The 14,880-nt window shown below is 67.8% G+C and carries 13 protein-coding genes; 3 read left to right on the top strand and 10 right to left on the bottom strand.

The window, feature by feature from the left end; all coding sequences use genetic code 11:
• Nucleotides 1-60 precede the first annotated feature (60 nt).
• From KTR9_RS03725 to KTR9_RS03715, 3 genes are all read left to right on the top strand, one after another.
• Nucleotides 61-1,740 carry an MFS transporter gene (locus tag KTR9_RS03725; protein WP_014925273.1) on the top strand — a complete coding sequence of 560 codons (1,680 nt, stop codon included), beginning with the start codon at nt 61-63 and terminating at the stop codon, nt 1,738-1,740.
• 90 nt (nt 1,741-1,830) lie between these two features.
• Nucleotides 1,831-2,571: a universal stress protein gene (locus KTR9_RS03720; RefSeq protein WP_014925272.1), complete on the top strand. Its 741-nt coding sequence runs from the start codon at nt 1,831-1,833 to the stop codon at nt 2,569-2,571.
• 110 nt (nt 2,572-2,681) lie between these two features.
• Nucleotides 2,682-3,341 (top strand): TetR family transcriptional regulator, encoded by a 660-nt coding sequence (locus KTR9_RS03715; RefSeq protein WP_010842878.1) that lies wholly within the window; start codon nt 2,682-2,684, stop codon nt 3,339-3,341.
• Nucleotides 3,342-3,398: 57 nt separating this feature from the next.
• Here the strand turns inward: KTR9_RS03715 and KTR9_RS03710 are convergent, their stop codons facing one another.
• The 10 genes from KTR9_RS03710 to KTR9_RS03665 all read right to left on the bottom strand — a co-directional run bounded on the left by KTR9_RS03710 (nt 3,399) and on the right by KTR9_RS03665 (nt 14,858).
• Nucleotides 3,399-4,379, bottom strand: coding sequence for a PDR/VanB family oxidoreductase (locus KTR9_RS03710; RefSeq protein WP_014925271.1), 981 nt, complete (start codon nt 4,377-4,379; stop codon nt 3,399-3,401).
• Between the two features lie 47 nt (nt 4,380-4,426).
• Nucleotides 4,427-5,413, bottom strand: a complete 987-nt coding sequence (locus KTR9_RS03705; protein ID WP_014925270.1) for a GNAT family N-acetyltransferase — start codon at nt 5,411-5,413, stop codon at nt 4,427-4,429.
• Nucleotides 5,410-7,803, bottom strand: coding sequence for a CaiB/BaiF CoA transferase family protein (locus tag KTR9_RS03700; protein ID WP_014925269.1), 2,394 nt, complete (start codon nt 7,801-7,803; stop codon nt 5,410-5,412). Before KTR9_RS03700 ends, KTR9_RS03705 begins: the two co-directional genes overlap by 4 nt.
• Nucleotides 7,804-7,862: 59 nt before the next feature.
• Entirely contained in the window at nt 7,863-9,302 is a 1,440-nt protein-coding gene (locus tag KTR9_RS03695; RefSeq protein WP_014925268.1) for an aldehyde dehydrogenase, read from the bottom strand.
• A 46-nt stretch (nt 9,303-9,348) separates the two neighbouring features.
• The gene (locus KTR9_RS03690; protein ID WP_014925267.1) at nt 9,349-10,533 is read right to left on the bottom strand and encodes a thiolase C-terminal domain-containing protein; all 1,185 of its coding nucleotides are present in this window, start codon (nt 10,531-10,533) and stop codon (nt 9,349-9,351) included.
• Nucleotides 10,530-10,973 (bottom strand): Zn-ribbon domain-containing OB-fold protein, encoded by a 444-nt coding sequence (locus KTR9_RS03685; RefSeq protein ID WP_044505790.1) that lies wholly within the window; start codon nt 10,971-10,973, stop codon nt 10,530-10,532. Before KTR9_RS03685 ends, KTR9_RS03690 begins: the two co-directional genes overlap by 4 nt.
• Nucleotides 10,970-11,284: a hypothetical protein gene (locus KTR9_RS03680; protein WP_010842885.1), complete on the bottom strand. Its 315-nt coding sequence runs from the start codon at nt 11,282-11,284 to the stop codon at nt 10,970-10,972. Before KTR9_RS03680 ends, KTR9_RS03685 begins: the two co-directional genes overlap by 4 nt.
• 72 nt (nt 11,285-11,356) lie before the next feature.
• Nucleotides 11,357-12,853 carry an acetyl-CoA acetyltransferase gene (locus KTR9_RS03675; protein ID WP_014925265.1) on the bottom strand — a complete coding sequence of 499 codons (1,497 nt, stop codon included), beginning with the start codon at nt 12,851-12,853 and terminating at the stop codon, nt 11,357-11,359.
• A gap of 108 nt (nt 12,854-12,961) precedes the next feature.
• On the bottom strand, nt 12,962-14,050 hold the full coding sequence (locus KTR9_RS03670) for an ABC transporter ATP-binding protein (RefSeq protein ID WP_014925264.1): 1,089 nt from the start codon (nt 14,048-14,050) through the stop codon (nt 12,962-12,964).
• 22 nt (nt 14,051-14,072) lie between these two features.
• Nucleotides 14,073-14,858: a hypothetical protein gene (locus KTR9_RS03665; RefSeq protein WP_014925263.1), complete on the bottom strand. Its 786-nt coding sequence runs from the start codon at nt 14,856-14,858 to the stop codon at nt 14,073-14,075.
• Nucleotides 14,859-14,880 lie beyond the last annotated feature (22 nt).

The following is a 14,880-nucleotide window of genomic DNA, read 5'->3' as shown; positions in this document are numbered from 1 at the left end:
TTCGCAGCCCGCCCCGTCTCCGGTCGCCGCGGGCAGCATTCTTTCTCGGAGGTTTGTTTTATGAGTGCACCCGCTTCCGCGGTGGCGCCGGCCGAAGACGTGCCGATGACTCATCGTCAGAAAATCAGGGCCCTCATCGGCCTCTTGCTCGGCATGTTCGTCGCGTTCCTGTCGTCGACCGTGGTGTCCAACGCCCTGCCCACGATCATCACCGACCTGCACGGCAGCCAAGATCAATACACCTGGGTCGTCGTCGCCACTCTGCTCGCATCGACCGCAACGACGCCCATCTGGGGCAAGTTCGCCGACCTCGTGAGCAAGAAGCTGCTGGTCCAGGGCGCGCTGTTCCTCTTCACACTCGGTTCCGTCCTCGCCGGACTGTCCACGTCGGTCGAGATGCTGATCGGCTTCCGCGTCGTCCAGGGCTTGGGCCTCGGCGGTCTGCAGGCCCTGGTGGTCATCGTCGTCGCGACGATGTTCAGCCCGCGCGAACGCGGCCGGTACCAGGGACCGATGGCCGCGGTGATGTCCGTCGCAACCGTCGCCGGACCCCTGATCGGCGGCGTCATCGTCGATACCAGCTGGCTCGGCTGGCGCTGGACGTTCTACGTCTGTGTCCCCCTTGCCGTCATCGCCCTCCTCGTCATCCAGCGCACACTGAACGTCCCGGTCGTCCGCAAGAAGGTCAGCATCGACTACCTCGGCGCGGTGCTCATCGCCTCGGGCGTCAGCACCCTGCTCGTCTGGGTGACGCTGGCAGGTAAGAATTTCGACTGGGCATCGCTGACCTCGTACGGACTGGTGGCACTCGGAGTCGCCCTGCTCGCCGCGGCCGTCTTCGTCGAGTCGAGGGTGTCGAGCCCCATCATCCCGCTGCACATCTTCCGCGACCGCACGACGACCCTGGCGACTCTCGCCAGCGTCGGCGTCGGTGTCGCATTGTTCGGCGGCGCGGTGTTCCTCGGGCAGTACTTCCAGATCGCGCGCGGTTACTCACCCACCGCGGCCGGCCTGCTGACTCTGCCGATGGTCATCGGTTCGATGCTCTCGGCGACCGTGTCGGGCAACCTGATCACCCGGTACGGCCGGTGGAAGCGATTCCTCGTGGCGGGTGCCGCGATGATGACGATCGGCTTCGGCCTGCTCGCGACGATCGACGCGCATACGAACATGGTCCTGGTCGGTGCGTTCCTGTTCATCCTGGGCTGCGGCATGGGCATGACCATGCAGAACCTCGTTCTCGCGGTGCAGAACAACGTCAGCCCCGACAACCTCGGCGCGGCGACCTCGACGGTCACCTTCTTCCGCTCGCTCGGCGGAGCCGCGGGTGTCTCGGTGCTCGGCGCGATCCTGTCCAACCACGTCACCGACCTCATCGCGAAGGGCCTCGGGGCCCTGGGCATCGGGTCCGGACAGACCGGTGGCGGGGCTGCCGGCCTGGCCACTCTGAACGAACTGCCGGCTCCGATCGCAGCCATCGTCCGCGGCGCGTACGGCGACGGCACGGCCCGGATCTTCTTGGTCGCAGCGGTCATGGCGGCCCTGAGCTTCATCGCCATCACGCTCATCAAGGAAGTCGCCCTCAAGACGATGAGCAGCGATGAGGAGCGCCGCGCGCAGGAGGCTGCCGCCGCCGACGTGGCCGTACCCGCAACCGTGGCACCGTCCGCGGTCGGTCTCGTCGCGGACGACGCCTCCGCCGTCGGGACGCGGACGGGCGACGCCACCCGCGCGCGATGAACACCATCGCCGTCGGGGTGGACCTGAGTCCCGAATCCGAGGCGGCCGCCCGTTGGGCGGCCGCCTCGGCCCGCGGTCGGGGACCGCCTGGTGCTGATCCACGGATTCGCGGCCACCGCAGCGCTGCAACCTCTCGGTGAGTTCGACCTCGACTTCGACGTCGCCGCCACGCGCCGGGCAGCCGTCGCCCACGTGTCCTCGATGGCCACCCGCCTGACCGCCCAGCATGCCGGTCTGCGCATCGACACCATCGTCGAGCACGACTTCGCGATCCCGCTCCTCACGCGGGTGTCGGACCGGGTCGACCTGATGGTCCTGGGACACCATCGGCCCGGACTGATCGAACGTCTCACCACCGGGAGCATCAGTTCCGCGCTCTCGGCGAGGTCGCACTGCCCGGTCGTGACCGTCCCGTACCGCAACCTCGCCACGGGCGGTCCGGTCGTCGCGGCGATCGACGTCGATGCCCCCTCCGATCTCGCGCTGTCGGCCGCGTTCGAGTACGCCGATGTGACGGGGAGCCCGGTGGCGGTCGTGTGCGCGATATCCGACGCGGCGCCGCCCGCCCAGATCGAATCCGTGTACGCACGCGCCGACGCGCTGCTCGCACCGTGGCGCCGACGCTTCCCCGACTGTGACACGACACTGCAGCTGGTCAACGGCAACCCGTCCCGCGCGGTCAGCGAGGCGGTTCCGCAGGCCTCGTTGCTCGTCGTCACCCGCCCGCGCGCGGGAAGCACCTTCGCGGCCTGGGCGGGTTCGGTGGCCCGCGCCGCGCAACATCACACGCGATGCCCGATAGCGATCGTGGATCACAGCCGGACATCTTGATGGCCGCCCTCGGTGCGAGGAGACCATCGAAACGGCTCGCCCACATGGACATCCACCGCGCCTGAAACTACTCTTGTTAGGTCCGTTCAGGCAGCGTCGAGAGGTGGGACATGGCACGGCCGTCCAAGCCGTTGATCAGTCGCAAGGCAGCCGTGATGGCGTCCATCGACATCATCGATTCCGAGGGACTCGACGCGTTCAGCCTGCCGCGGCTCGCGAAGCATCTCGGGGTCCGAGCACCGTCGCTCTATCATCACTTCGACGACAAGAACGAGATCCTCACCGAGGTCGCGCGCTACATCGCCGGCACCGCGGTCCGACGACCGCGGATGAACCCCGGACCCGACTGGCCGGAGTTCTTCGTCGCCCTGGCGCTGAACTTCCGACAGTCGATCCTGCGCCACCGCAACGCGGCCCCGGTCCTGCTGCAACATCTCCCGCGCGATCTGTTCACCTCGACCTACGAGGACACCGCCCAGTTCCTGCTCGACTCCGGCGTCCCAGTGGACCTGCACGTCCGCATCCTCGACGGCATGGAGACCCTCTCGATCGGCGCGGTCCTGATGGAAGCGATGCGGCCACCGCGCCCCAAGTCGGCGATCTTCCCGAATGTCTCCCCGGAGTCGCAACCCCTTCTGGCGCAAGCATTGTCGAGCAACGACCTCACCCAGCGCCAGCTCTTCGAGGCGATCGTTCGCAGCTTCCTGCACGGGATCATCCGTGACCACGACCTGCCGGCGCCGGATGTGGAGGCCGCCGCCGCGGGATGACCACAACGGGGGGCCACGGAACCCCTCCGTCGACGACCGCCCTTCGACGGTCACAGGTCAGAGATCGAGCACCAGCTTCGGTGTGCAGCTACGAGATACACAGACCATCATGCAGTCGTTCGCGGCCTGCTCGTCCTCGGACAGCACCGAGTCGCGATGGTCCGGCACGCCCTCGAGAACGCCCTGCTCGCAGGTGCCGCAAGTGCCCTCGCGGCACGAGAAGTCGACGTCCACGCCATCCTCGAGCAACGCGTCGAGCACCGACTCGCCGGCGGACACGGTCACCGTCCGCCCCCTGCGCCCCAGCACGACCTCGAACGCCTCATCTGTCGAATCACTACCGGCCACAACGGTCTTGGGCGCGAATCGCTCCACGTGGAGTTCGATGTCCGACCGGGTGGCGCACGCCGCCTCGATGGCCGCGAGAAGAGGTTCGGGACCACAGCAGTACACCGCCGTTCCCGACGGCACCTCGGCGATCGCGGACCCGAGGTCGAGCAAGCCGTACTCATCCTGGGGCCGGAGACGGACGTGATCCGGATGCTGTTGCGCGAGCGTCTCGGCGAAGGCCATCCCGGATGCTGTCCGACCGCCGAACAGCAGAGTCCATTCCACACCCCGGGCGTCGACCTCGGCGATCATCGGTGCGAGTGGGGTGATCCCGATCCCGCCGGCGACGAAGAGATACGAATCCGCCTCCACGAGTGGGAAGTTGTTGCGCGGCCCCTTGACCGCGACCAGATCCCCCACCGTCAGTTCGTCGTGCACGCGCGCCGATCCACCCCGGCCGGCGGGCTCACGCAGAACGGCGACCCGCAGTCGGTCCCGGTCGGTCACGTCGCCGCACAACGAATACTGACGGATCAGATCGTCACCCAGAATGAGGTCGAGGTGCGCGCCGGGTTCCCAGGAGGGCAGCGGATTCCCGTCGGGATCGACCAGCGTGAGCGACACGACCCCCTCGGCCTCCACCTGTTTCGCGGCGACCCGTAGCTTGGCATCGCCGGGGAACTCGGTGGCGGTCAGACCCTCACTCATTCGGATTTCCCATCCTCACAACGGCTGTCGCCCGGCGCGGACGACGCTCATCGGAACGCCGGCGGCGGGCTCGTACTGGTTCCGACCTGATAGCAGGAGTGCACGTCCTCTTGTTCGAAGGCGAGCAGACGGCACATCCGCACCGCACCGGCATCGTCTGGATCGATCCGCAACTGGGAGACCTGGATTCCCGAATCACGTTGCCGGACCAGCGCTGCTGTCAGCAGCGTCGTCCCGAGTCCGAGACCGCGTGCCTTCTCCGACAGGACGAGCGCGTGGACGGGCGCGGTCCGCAGTTCGAGATGCACACGGTGTTCGGTGGTGTACCAGACGAATCCGAGGACGTCACCGCTCTCATCCCGCGCTTCGATGACGGTCCCGCCACCACGACGGACCTCGGCGGACACACGGTCGTGGTGCCGTTCGGGCAGCTGCGCGGCCAACACGACCCGGCCGATCTCGGGATCGTCGGCCGCGAGGTCGCGCGGCTCGGCGAGAGCGACCCGGTCCGGTACCCCGGTCTCGTCGAGAGGGAGTGCAAACGGACCGGCCAGGTGCCGAGCGAGGGTCCACTGCCTGCTCACCGCGGAGATCCCGAATCGCCTTGTCAGCCTGCCCGATGCCGGATGGGTGGCATAGGCCCAACACCGAAGCGCGTTGGCACCGGTGTGTTCCCACCCGTCATTCCCGGTCACGTCCAGGCCGATCTCCTCCACCAGCAGGGTCGTGATCCCGCGCGAACGGTAGTCGGGGTGGACGACGTAGGACACCGTGCCCACTCCGTCGGCGTCGACCGACAGATGAAGGTAGGCCACGATGACCATCGGGACGTCCTCGAGCGGGCTGAGGTCGCGGCGGGCCTTGATCGGCAGGTGCGCGACGGTTCCTGCGTTTCCACCGGTCCCGCGCACGGTGTCGGCGTCGATCGACGAGAACCCCGCTTCCTCGTCGTATTCCGCGGCGTCGGAGACGAGTTGGAGGACCTCGTCGAGCTCCGCGCCGGTCAGTTCGGGACGCCAGTCGTAGGTGATCATCGCTGTGCATTCCCGTCCGTGGGCTGGAGGACACCATCGGCGACGAGCGCGCCGAGTTCGGCCTCATCGAGTCCGAGTACCTCGAGGGCGATCTCGCGTGTGTCGGCACCCGGGGCCGGCGCCGGACGCAGTGGCGCGTCCGGGATCGAGGTGAATCTGGCGACCCGCACCGCCGTGGGCAGCGGCCCGGAGAGCAGCGGATGCTCGAGCTGCGAGTAGGCGTTCCGTTCGAGAAGATGTGGGTCGGTGAGCAACTCGGGCAAGCGGAGCATCGCGCCTGCGGGCACGCCGGCTTCCTGGAGGGCGGTCATCGCCTCGGTGGGTGTCCGATCGGCGAGCCAGTCGGTCAACACCTTGTCGGCCTCGGTGCGGTTGTCGATCCGCGCGTCGACGGTCCGGAACCGCGGGTCGTCGGCCTGATCCTCACGGCCGATCACGCGTGCCAGGCTCCGCCATTCGCTGTCATCGCGGACCGTGACGGCAATCCACTCGTCGTCTCCGGCACAGGGATAGACGCCGGCCGGCGAGGCGAATGGATCGCTGTTGCCGACGGCCGACACCGATCCCGCGGCCAGGGACTCGCGTGCGAGCTGGCTGCCGAGGGCGACGAGGGCCGTGTCGGCCTGCGCGATCTCGATGTCGGCGCCCTGGCCGCGCGAGGCTCTCGCGATCAGCGCGGCGAGAACGGTCACCGCGCTCACCTGCCCACCGATGTGGTCGGGGTACACGGTGGAACCGTCACTCAGGCCGGTGTCGTCATCGGAGTAGCGCCAGAGGGCCGAGACCCCGCAGGCGGCACGGACAAGAGGGCCGTAGCCGAGCCTGGTGTTCCACGGTCCGACACTCCCGAAGGCGCTTCCCTCCGAGACGATGATCCGCGGATTGACCTGTCGGAGTTCGTCGTATCCGATTCCCATCGCGTCGAGGGTCCCGGGTTTGAAGTTCGCGAGCACCACATCGGCGTCGGCCGCCAGCTTCCGGAACAGATCCTTGCCCGCATCCGTCCGCAGATTCAGTCCGAGCGATCGACGGTTGCGATGACCCCATGCCACCGACGGGGACAGGGAGTTCGGTCGCTTCGACTGGCGCAGACCGTCGGGGAACTCGCGGTTCTCGACCTTGATCACGTCCGCACCGTGGTCGGCGAACTGCCTGCCGAGTTCGGCCCCGAACACCACGACGCCCAGATCGAGCACGCGCAGCCCGGCGAACGGGTGTGACCCCGGCTCTCCCCGGTCGTCCGCGGGCCGCCAGGCCTCGGCGTTCGTCGACCAGGTGTACTCGTCGGCACCCGCATCCGCGACCGGGGCCCGATGCCGGAATCCCGCCCGGTGTCCGCCGATCGACGCATATCCGGAGGGGATCCGCGCATCGACACCGGGTGCGATCTCGGCGTCGATGAGAGTTCCCGCGGCGCTGAAGTGTTCGTTGTCGAGGACTTCGCCGATGCGCAGGACCCCGCCGATCGGGATACCGCGCGCGGCGCCTTCGGCGACGAGCTCGTCGCGGGTGTGGGCGGCGAACATCTCCTCGATCAGCGGGTGCAGCCGGTCGGCGGCGGCGAATCGCGCGGGGATCGTGTCGTACACGGGGTCGGCGAACTCCTCGGGTTCACCCAGCCAGGCGAACATGGCGCGCCACTGGCGTTTGGCGAGCAGACAGATTCGCACCTGCCCGTCCGCGCAGCGCAGGACGGGGTAGAAGTTGGCCGCGTCGGGCCGGTCCCGCGGGAAGTCGTCGCGCCGTCCGGCCGCCGCCGAACCCTGGACGCCGAACCCGGGATCGAATCCGTGCACCACCGCCTCGAAGGCGGATATGTCGACGAGTTGTCCGCTGCCGGTGCGGATGCGATCGTAGAACGCCAGGAGTGCCGACCACGCGGCGTGCACGCCCACCGACTGCTCGACGAGACCGGCCGGCGGCAGGAGCGGATCGCGACCGGGTTCGCCCGACCGCGACAGCACACCGCTCATCGCGTAGATCACCGACTCGGTGGCCGCCCAGTCGCGGTAGGGTCCGGTCAGTCCGAAGCCGCTCACCGTGACCACGACGAGCGCGGGATTCTCCTCGCGGAGATCCGCGGGCTCGATCCCGCTCCCGGTGGACATGGTCTCGACGAGTATGTCGGCGCCGCCGACCAACTCGCGGAATCGGGATCGCCCGGCCTCGGAGTCGAGGTCGAGGATCACGAGGTTCTTGTTCGCGTTGTTGAGCGCGAACGGGATGCTGATCCCCGCCTCGACCGGTTCCGCGTGACGCGAACGCGAACCGCCCGGCCGTTCGACGCGGACCACCTCGGCACCGAGGTCGGCGAGAAAACGGCCGCACGACTCACCGAGGCCGTCGGTCACGTCGACGACCCGGACACCTGTGAGAGGCAGACCGTTCATGTCACTCCTGTCGAAAGTACTTGTGCCGCAGCGGAGGGCTGTGTCTTCTGCGGCCGGGTTCAGCGCGTACCGAAGTACACCGATTTGGTGGACACATACGGCGCCAGGCCCTCGGGGCCGAGTTCCCTGCCGAGTCCCGACGCCTTGACGCCGCCGAAGGGCGCCGCGAGATCGAGTGCGTAGTAGTTGACTCCGACCGTCCCGGTGCTGATCCGGTCCGCGATCGCCAACCCGCGGGATTCATCCGTCGTCCAGACCGTCCCGCCGAGCCCGTACACGGAGTCGTTGGCGATGCGGACCGCATCGTCCTCGTCGGCATACTCGGTGACGGTGAGGACCGGACCGAAGATCTCCTCCTGTGCGATCGACGCTGAGTTGTCCACGTCGGCGAAGACCGTCGGCTCGACGAACCAACCCTGTGGCTGACCGCCGGGGACACCGCCGCCGGTGGTGATGCGGTATCCGGCTGCGCGCCCCGCCTCCACATGACCGAGCACCCGGTCGCGCTGCGCGGCGCTGACGAGCGGTCCGATGGCGGTCGACTTGTCGAGCGGGTCCCCCACCGACAGGGCCCGGACCGTCTCGGTGACGACGTCAACGACCTCGGCATACCGGGAGCGCGGTGCGAGAATCCGGGTGCTCGCGTGGCACGTCTGGCCATTGTTGACCAGCGAGACCTCGAGCAGGTGCCGGCTGAACTCGTCGAGATCGGCGTCCTCGGCCACGATGGCCGCGGATTTGCCGCCGAGCTCGAGCGTCACCGGGCGAAGCAGAGCACCGCAGACCTCCCCGATGGCCCGCCCCGCGGCCGTCGAACCCGTGAACGCCACCTTGTCGACGCCGGGATGCCGGACCAGGTAGGCACCCGCTTCGCGTTCGGCCGGAACGACATTCAGCACCCCGTCAGGGACACCCGCTTCCAGTGCCGCGTCGGCGAAGACGAAGGCATCCAGTGCGGTCTCCGGTGCGGGTTTGAGCACGATCGTGCAACCCGCCGCGAGGGCCGGCGCGATCTTCATCGCCGCCAGCGGCTGAGGGTAGTTCCACGGGGTGATCGCCGCGACCACTCCGACCGGTTCACGCCGGACGACGGTGCGTCCACCGAAGGCGCTCGGGCGCACGTCCTCGGTGTCGGTGGCGCGGATCAGGTTCGCGTAGTACGTGAGCATCGCCGCCGGGCCGTATCCGTTGACCGACTTCGACAACGCGATGGGCATGCCGTTCTCCCGGCTGACCAGCTGGGCGGTGTCGCGCCCACGTGCGGTCAGAGCGGCGGCGAACCGGTCGAGGACATCGGCTCGCTCCCCCGGACCCATCGAACGCCAAGGTCCCGACAGCGCAGACCGCGCCGCGGCGACCGCACGATCGATGTCGGCCGGGCCGGCCAGCGTGCTTCTGCCCAGCGGCTTCTCGGTGGCCGCCTCGATGACGTCGTACCCCGTGCCCGACTCTGTCGGTGTCCACTGCCCACCGATGAACAGAGCGTCTCGCTCCAACATGTCTTCTCCCGATCAGGTGTGGTGACGGAGGTGGTGCCGGTCGCCGCTAGACGGTGTCGGCGTGGCCGAACAGCACCGAGCTCACGAGCGGCGCCATCGGCCCTCCGATGAACAACGACGTCCGCGCCTCGGCGACCTGGTTGGTGGACGTGCCCCGGATCTGCCGGACGGCCTCGACCGCCAGATTCAGTCCGTTGATGAACGAGTCCGCGAGATTGCCCCCGCTGGTGTTCACCGGCAACTTCCCGTGTGGGGCGGTCAGATTGTCGACCGTCATCACGGTGCCGGCCGCCTCGCCGGGTGGGCACAACCGGTGATCGATCAGCGCGGCGACCGCCGGACCACTGAAGTTCTCGTACACCTGGACCACGTCGACGTCGTCGGGTCCGAGGCCCGCCGCGGCCCAGAGACGTTCGGCGACACCGGGTTTCCCGTTGTTCGCCGGACCGAAACCGGCCGTCGAATACTGTGCGTCGTTGTCGACCCGTTCGCAGAAGCCGCCCGGCGCTCCTTGCGCACCGGCCAGCACGAACGCCGGGTCACGACGGAGATCCCGTGCACGGTCGGCGCCGACGAGGACCAGCGCGACGGCACCGTCGCTCTCCCGCGAGCAGTCGTAGAGATGGAAGGGCTCGGCGATGAGCCGCGAGGACTCGTAGGTCTCCTCGTCCAGCGGCTTGCCGTGGCCCTGCGCAGTCGGGTTCTGCTGCGCGTGCTGATACGCGGCCAGCACCAGCGAACGCATCGCCGAGCGGGGCACACCGTCGTGCTCCAGCATGCGCTGGGTGCGCATGGCGCAGATCTGGGCCGGCGACCCCACACCGTGTGCGAGGAAGTGAGATCCGTAGTGGTACGTGGCGTATCCGAGGCGCCCGGTGTCGGCCTGCGACATCGCGCGGTATACGACGACGCACTGCGCCTGACCCGACGCGATGGCGACGGCCGCGTTGGTGATCGCGGCCGCCACACTTCCGCCGCCGCCACCCCACATCATGTTCGACCAGCGCAGCTCGTCGATCATCAGCGCCGCGCCGAGGATCGGCCCGTCATTGGAACCGCCTGCGTACGAAACGAATCCGTCGATCTCCCGGGGTGAGACTCCCGCGTCGGTGCAGGCGTCGAGGATCGCCCGGATCGTCATCTGCTGTTCGGTGAACGGCGACTGACCGCGCTTGTAGTGCGCCTCGGAGACACCGACGACTGCGGCGCCACCACGAATTCCGTTGCTCATCTACGCCCTCCGTCGCTCGACTCGGCCCGTTGCCACCGGAGAAGCGGCCACGGTTCACCGTCGCGTTCCTCGAAGACCCCGACGACGCGATCGCCGATGTGTGGGGTGCGTTCGGGATCGTCGGTCAGCAGGCCGAGGACGCGCCGAGCACCCGCGTTGTCCAGTTCGACGAGCACGCTGACATACGGAAGCCGGTCGGACAGTTCCTGGATGTAGGGATACCAGCTTCGGCTCCAACTGTAGATCGTGCCGACGGGTTCGACTGCCTCCCAGCCTATGTCGAGCGAGTGGCAGTTGCCGCACACCGACTGGGGGCTCCAGATCCAGGTCGAGCAGCTGCGGCAGCGCTGGAGGCGCAACTCGCGCTCGGTCAGCCCGTCCCAGTACGGCTGATCCAGCCCGTCCGCGGCGGGCCCCCAGGGAACGTCGACGGCGGTCATCGCACCGACTCGGGCGCGAAGTTCTCCAGTGCTCCGGCGAGCCATTCGCCGTCCCGACGCTCCCAGATCGAGCGCAGGCCGATCTCGCGCCCCTCCGTGGTGTAGACGGTCTCCCCGATCATGCGGTCGCCGTCGGCCCGGACGCCGACGATCCGGTGCCCGTCCACCGCGCCGCGCGGGACGTCGACGCCGTCGAAGACTGCCGGGATGTTCTCCTGGATCATCTCGGCCACCGCGGCTTTCATGTCCCCGTCGACCACGTGGCCGACGTGCCGCTCGTAGCGCGCCCGGAAGTCATCCAGTTCGCTCATCGTGTCTCTCCTCACCGCCGGATCACTGTCCGTCGTCATCGCCATAAACCTTACGGCTTTAGTTATATGTCGTCAATCGAGATGCGCGGAGCCGTCGGCGGCGATGCGCACGCGTCGCCCCTGCGCCTCGGTGCTCGCGAGTTCATCCAGGTCACCAGCGTCGGTGACCACCGCCAGAGTGCGACCGCCACCGGGAACGCGACCGGCGACGAACGCCCGCTCGGGGACGCCGGTGCGGTCATAAGCGACGGTCCAGGTCTCGAGTTCGGCGACACCCTCGTGGGAATCGACCACCTCGACCGGCCGCTCAGCGCCTGCCCATACCCGATGCACCGCTTCGGTGACGTCGTGCCGACGGAAGCCGGCGGCGGGCGGCTCGGTCGAGTACACGCCGAAGGCGTGTTTGGTCAGGTACCCGCTGTTCGCGGTCACCATGCCGAAGGTGCCGGGCGACCGGCGCAGCCGAGTGGCCACCGTGGCGATCGCGTGCGTGCTGTAGTTGTTCCACGGACCGCCTGCGAAAGTGAGCCCACCGGTGCACGTCAGCGGACGACCGGGATCATCTGTCGGAACCCCGATCTCGGCAGCGGCGACCTGGACGGCCGAGGGGAAGCACGAGTAGATGTCGAGGTGCTCGATGTCGCCGATTCCGACCCCCGCGAGTTCGAGTGCCCGGGCGGCGCCGATCCGGATCGGCGCCGAACCGTCGAGCGCGGGACGCGCCGCGACCGCGTCGGTGTCCTTGGACTCCGTCCCGCTGTGCGGGAAGACCCAGGACGAGGTCGGCACCCCCAGGCGCTGCGCGGTCTCGACGGAGCACATCAGCAACGCCGCACCCTGATCGACCATATTGTTGGAGTTCAGCAACTTCGGGTAAGGAGAAGCGATCAGACGGTTGGCGTCGGTCGGGGTCACGATCTCCTCCGCCGCGTAGTTCCGCTGTGTCCACGCGTGCGGATTGCCGGCGGCCACCTCGCTGAACGACGACCACAGCTCGCCGAGCACCTTCTCGTGGTCCGCGATGCTCCTGCCGGCCCCGATGCGCAGAGCCTGCTCGAACAGCGGGTAGACAAAGGACGGCCGGTCCAGCCCGATCCGCCGCTCGCTCTCGGCCTCCATGGGTACATCCGGGACGATGATCGGCGCGGACGGGGTCGAGTCGTCCTGTCGCGTCCATTCCGGCCGTTCCCCTCTGGCGCGGAGTTTCATCCGCGTACGCCAGGCCTCGCCACCGCCGATGAGGACCACATCGGCGCGGCCCGCGGCGATGTCTTCGGCAGCGCCGTTGACCAGCACCTGTGGCGTACTCCCACCGTTCCCGGTGTATCCGGTGTGCCGTGGATGTGCGCCGATCCGTTCGGCCACCAGGGCACCGGGGTCGCGATAGCGCCACGAGAGCAGGCCGACCACGCGGACGGAGTCGATCAGTTCCAGGAGGCGCATCGCCCCCGCTTCGGCAGCCGCCTCGCGCGCCGCACGTGCGATCAGGTCGACCGGCTCGACGCCGCCGTCGCGAGCGGTGATCTGTCCACCACCGACGAGGACGGGCGTGCGGGGATCGATGGTCATCAGGGGCCTGCCTCCAGTTCGACGAGACGGCGGGCGACCGTCACGTCAAATCTAACTTCAATAGATTACCGGCCGCAATCCACCCCTCTGGATTGCGGCCGGGTGGCGTCAGACGCGCGGGAGCACCTCGGTGGGTGCGTCCTGCCAGACCCGATCGTCTCGTCGGCGGCTCGCGACGTCGGCGGCGTGCGCACGGTTCTCACCGCGGATCTGGTCTTCCTGTTCCTGGCTGCGCCGGATCGCCTCCTGGGCACTCGGCGGCAGGTCGGGCAGCATCGCGTGTACGCGTTCGCGGTGACGGGCGATCGCCTTGCGTTCGGGCATACCGGGATTGGGCTGCACCTGCGGGATGATCTCGGTGAAGTCCTCCTTGGTACCACCACCGGAGATACCCGCGGCCGCCATCGCGGCCTCCTGGGCCACCAGAGCCTCGTCCTTCTCCTCGGACATACCGATCGGACCGAACCGATCACCGGAGAGGAACTGCTTGACCACCGGCTGCTCCGAGGTCAGCAACTGCTCACGCGGACCGAACATCACCAACTCCTTGCGGAACAACATCCCGATGTTGTCCGGAATCGTCCGCGCGATGTTGATGTTGTGCGTCACGATCAAAATCGTCGCATCGATCTGCGCATTGATGTCGATCAACAACTGCGAGATATAGGCCGTACGCACCGGATCCAGACCCGAGTCCGGCTCATCACACAAAATGATCTGCGGATCCAGCACCAACGCCCGCGCCAAACCCGCACGCTTACGCATACCACCGGAGATCTCACCGGGAAGCTTGTCCTCGGCACCGGTCAGACCGACCAAGTCGATCTTCTCCATCACGATGTCGCGGACCTCGTTCTCCTTCTTCTTCGTGTGCTCACGAAGCGGGAACGCGATGTTGTCGAACAAACTCATCGACCCGAACAGCGCACCATCCTGGAACAACACACCGAACAACTTGCGGATCTCATAGAGCTCCTTGGCCGAACACTGCGTGATGTCGGTGCCATCGATGATCACCGACCCCTGCTCGGGATGCAGCAAACCGATCAACGTCTTCAAAAACACCGACTTACCGGTACCCGAAGGACCCAGCAGCGCCGAGACCTCCCCCTCCGGCAGGGTCAGCGACACATCACGCCAAATGTTCTGCGAACCGAACGACTTCGTGAGCCCCTCGACACTGACCTCAACACCCATTGTCTTCCTCCAGATCTCGTCGTCAGTTGCCCGGGACCGGCGGGTCGGCGGGTGCGGGTTGCCCGGCGGGCGGATTCCCGGGGATCGACGGTTCGCCGCCGGGAGCTTCATTTCCCGGGGTCTCGGCATCCAGATTCGATCCCGTGCTGCTGATCGCGGTGATCAGCCAGTTCTGGCTCTTGTCGAGAGTCACCCGGTAGGTCGCGGTGGACTCGATTCCCGACGGGGCCTGGACGTTCTTCGTCTGCACGTTGACGAAAGCGACGACCTGGTACGTGTTGCCGTCGACCGATTCGACCTTCGCCGCGATCGGCTGCGCCGTCGAGGACCACTGAAGCGGGCGCAGCAGCTGTTCCATCTGGGTCGACGCACGCCGAAGTCGTTCCGAGAGTTCGGGGGACGTGCCCTTGGTGAGCAGGGTCCGCCACTCGTCGGGGTTCTCGAAGCTCATGTCGGCGGCGCCGGTGGCGTAGTCCAGCGCGACCTTCTCGGCCGCAGCATTGTCGGCCGCGGTCGCCTCCAATCGACCGACCTCGTCCGACGCGCTCTTCCACTGCCAACCCAACAGCGCCACTGCAGCGATGACGAGCACCGCGACGGCTCCGATCACGATGGATCTCAACGACACCGACCGGCCGGCAGGCTTCTTGTCCGGCGTGCATTCGCTGCGCTCCGCCGCGGTCGAGCCGGTGTCCTCGCCGACGGCCTTCTCGGTAGTCCCCGAGTCTGCCGGCGTCGTGTTCTCGTTCTTGTCGGCCTCGGTCTTGTCGGCCTCGGTGTCCGTGTCGGAAGTGATGGTCTTCGTCATCGCCGATCTCCTGTCGATCTCT

It is taken from the genome of Gordonia sp. KTR9, from assembly GCF_000143885.2.
Classification (GTDB): Bacteria; Actinomycetota; Actinomycetes; order Mycobacteriales; family Mycobacteriaceae; genus Gordonia.
Note: the sequence above shows the minus strand (reverse complement) of the source record. Positions and strands in the feature narration are given on the sequence as shown.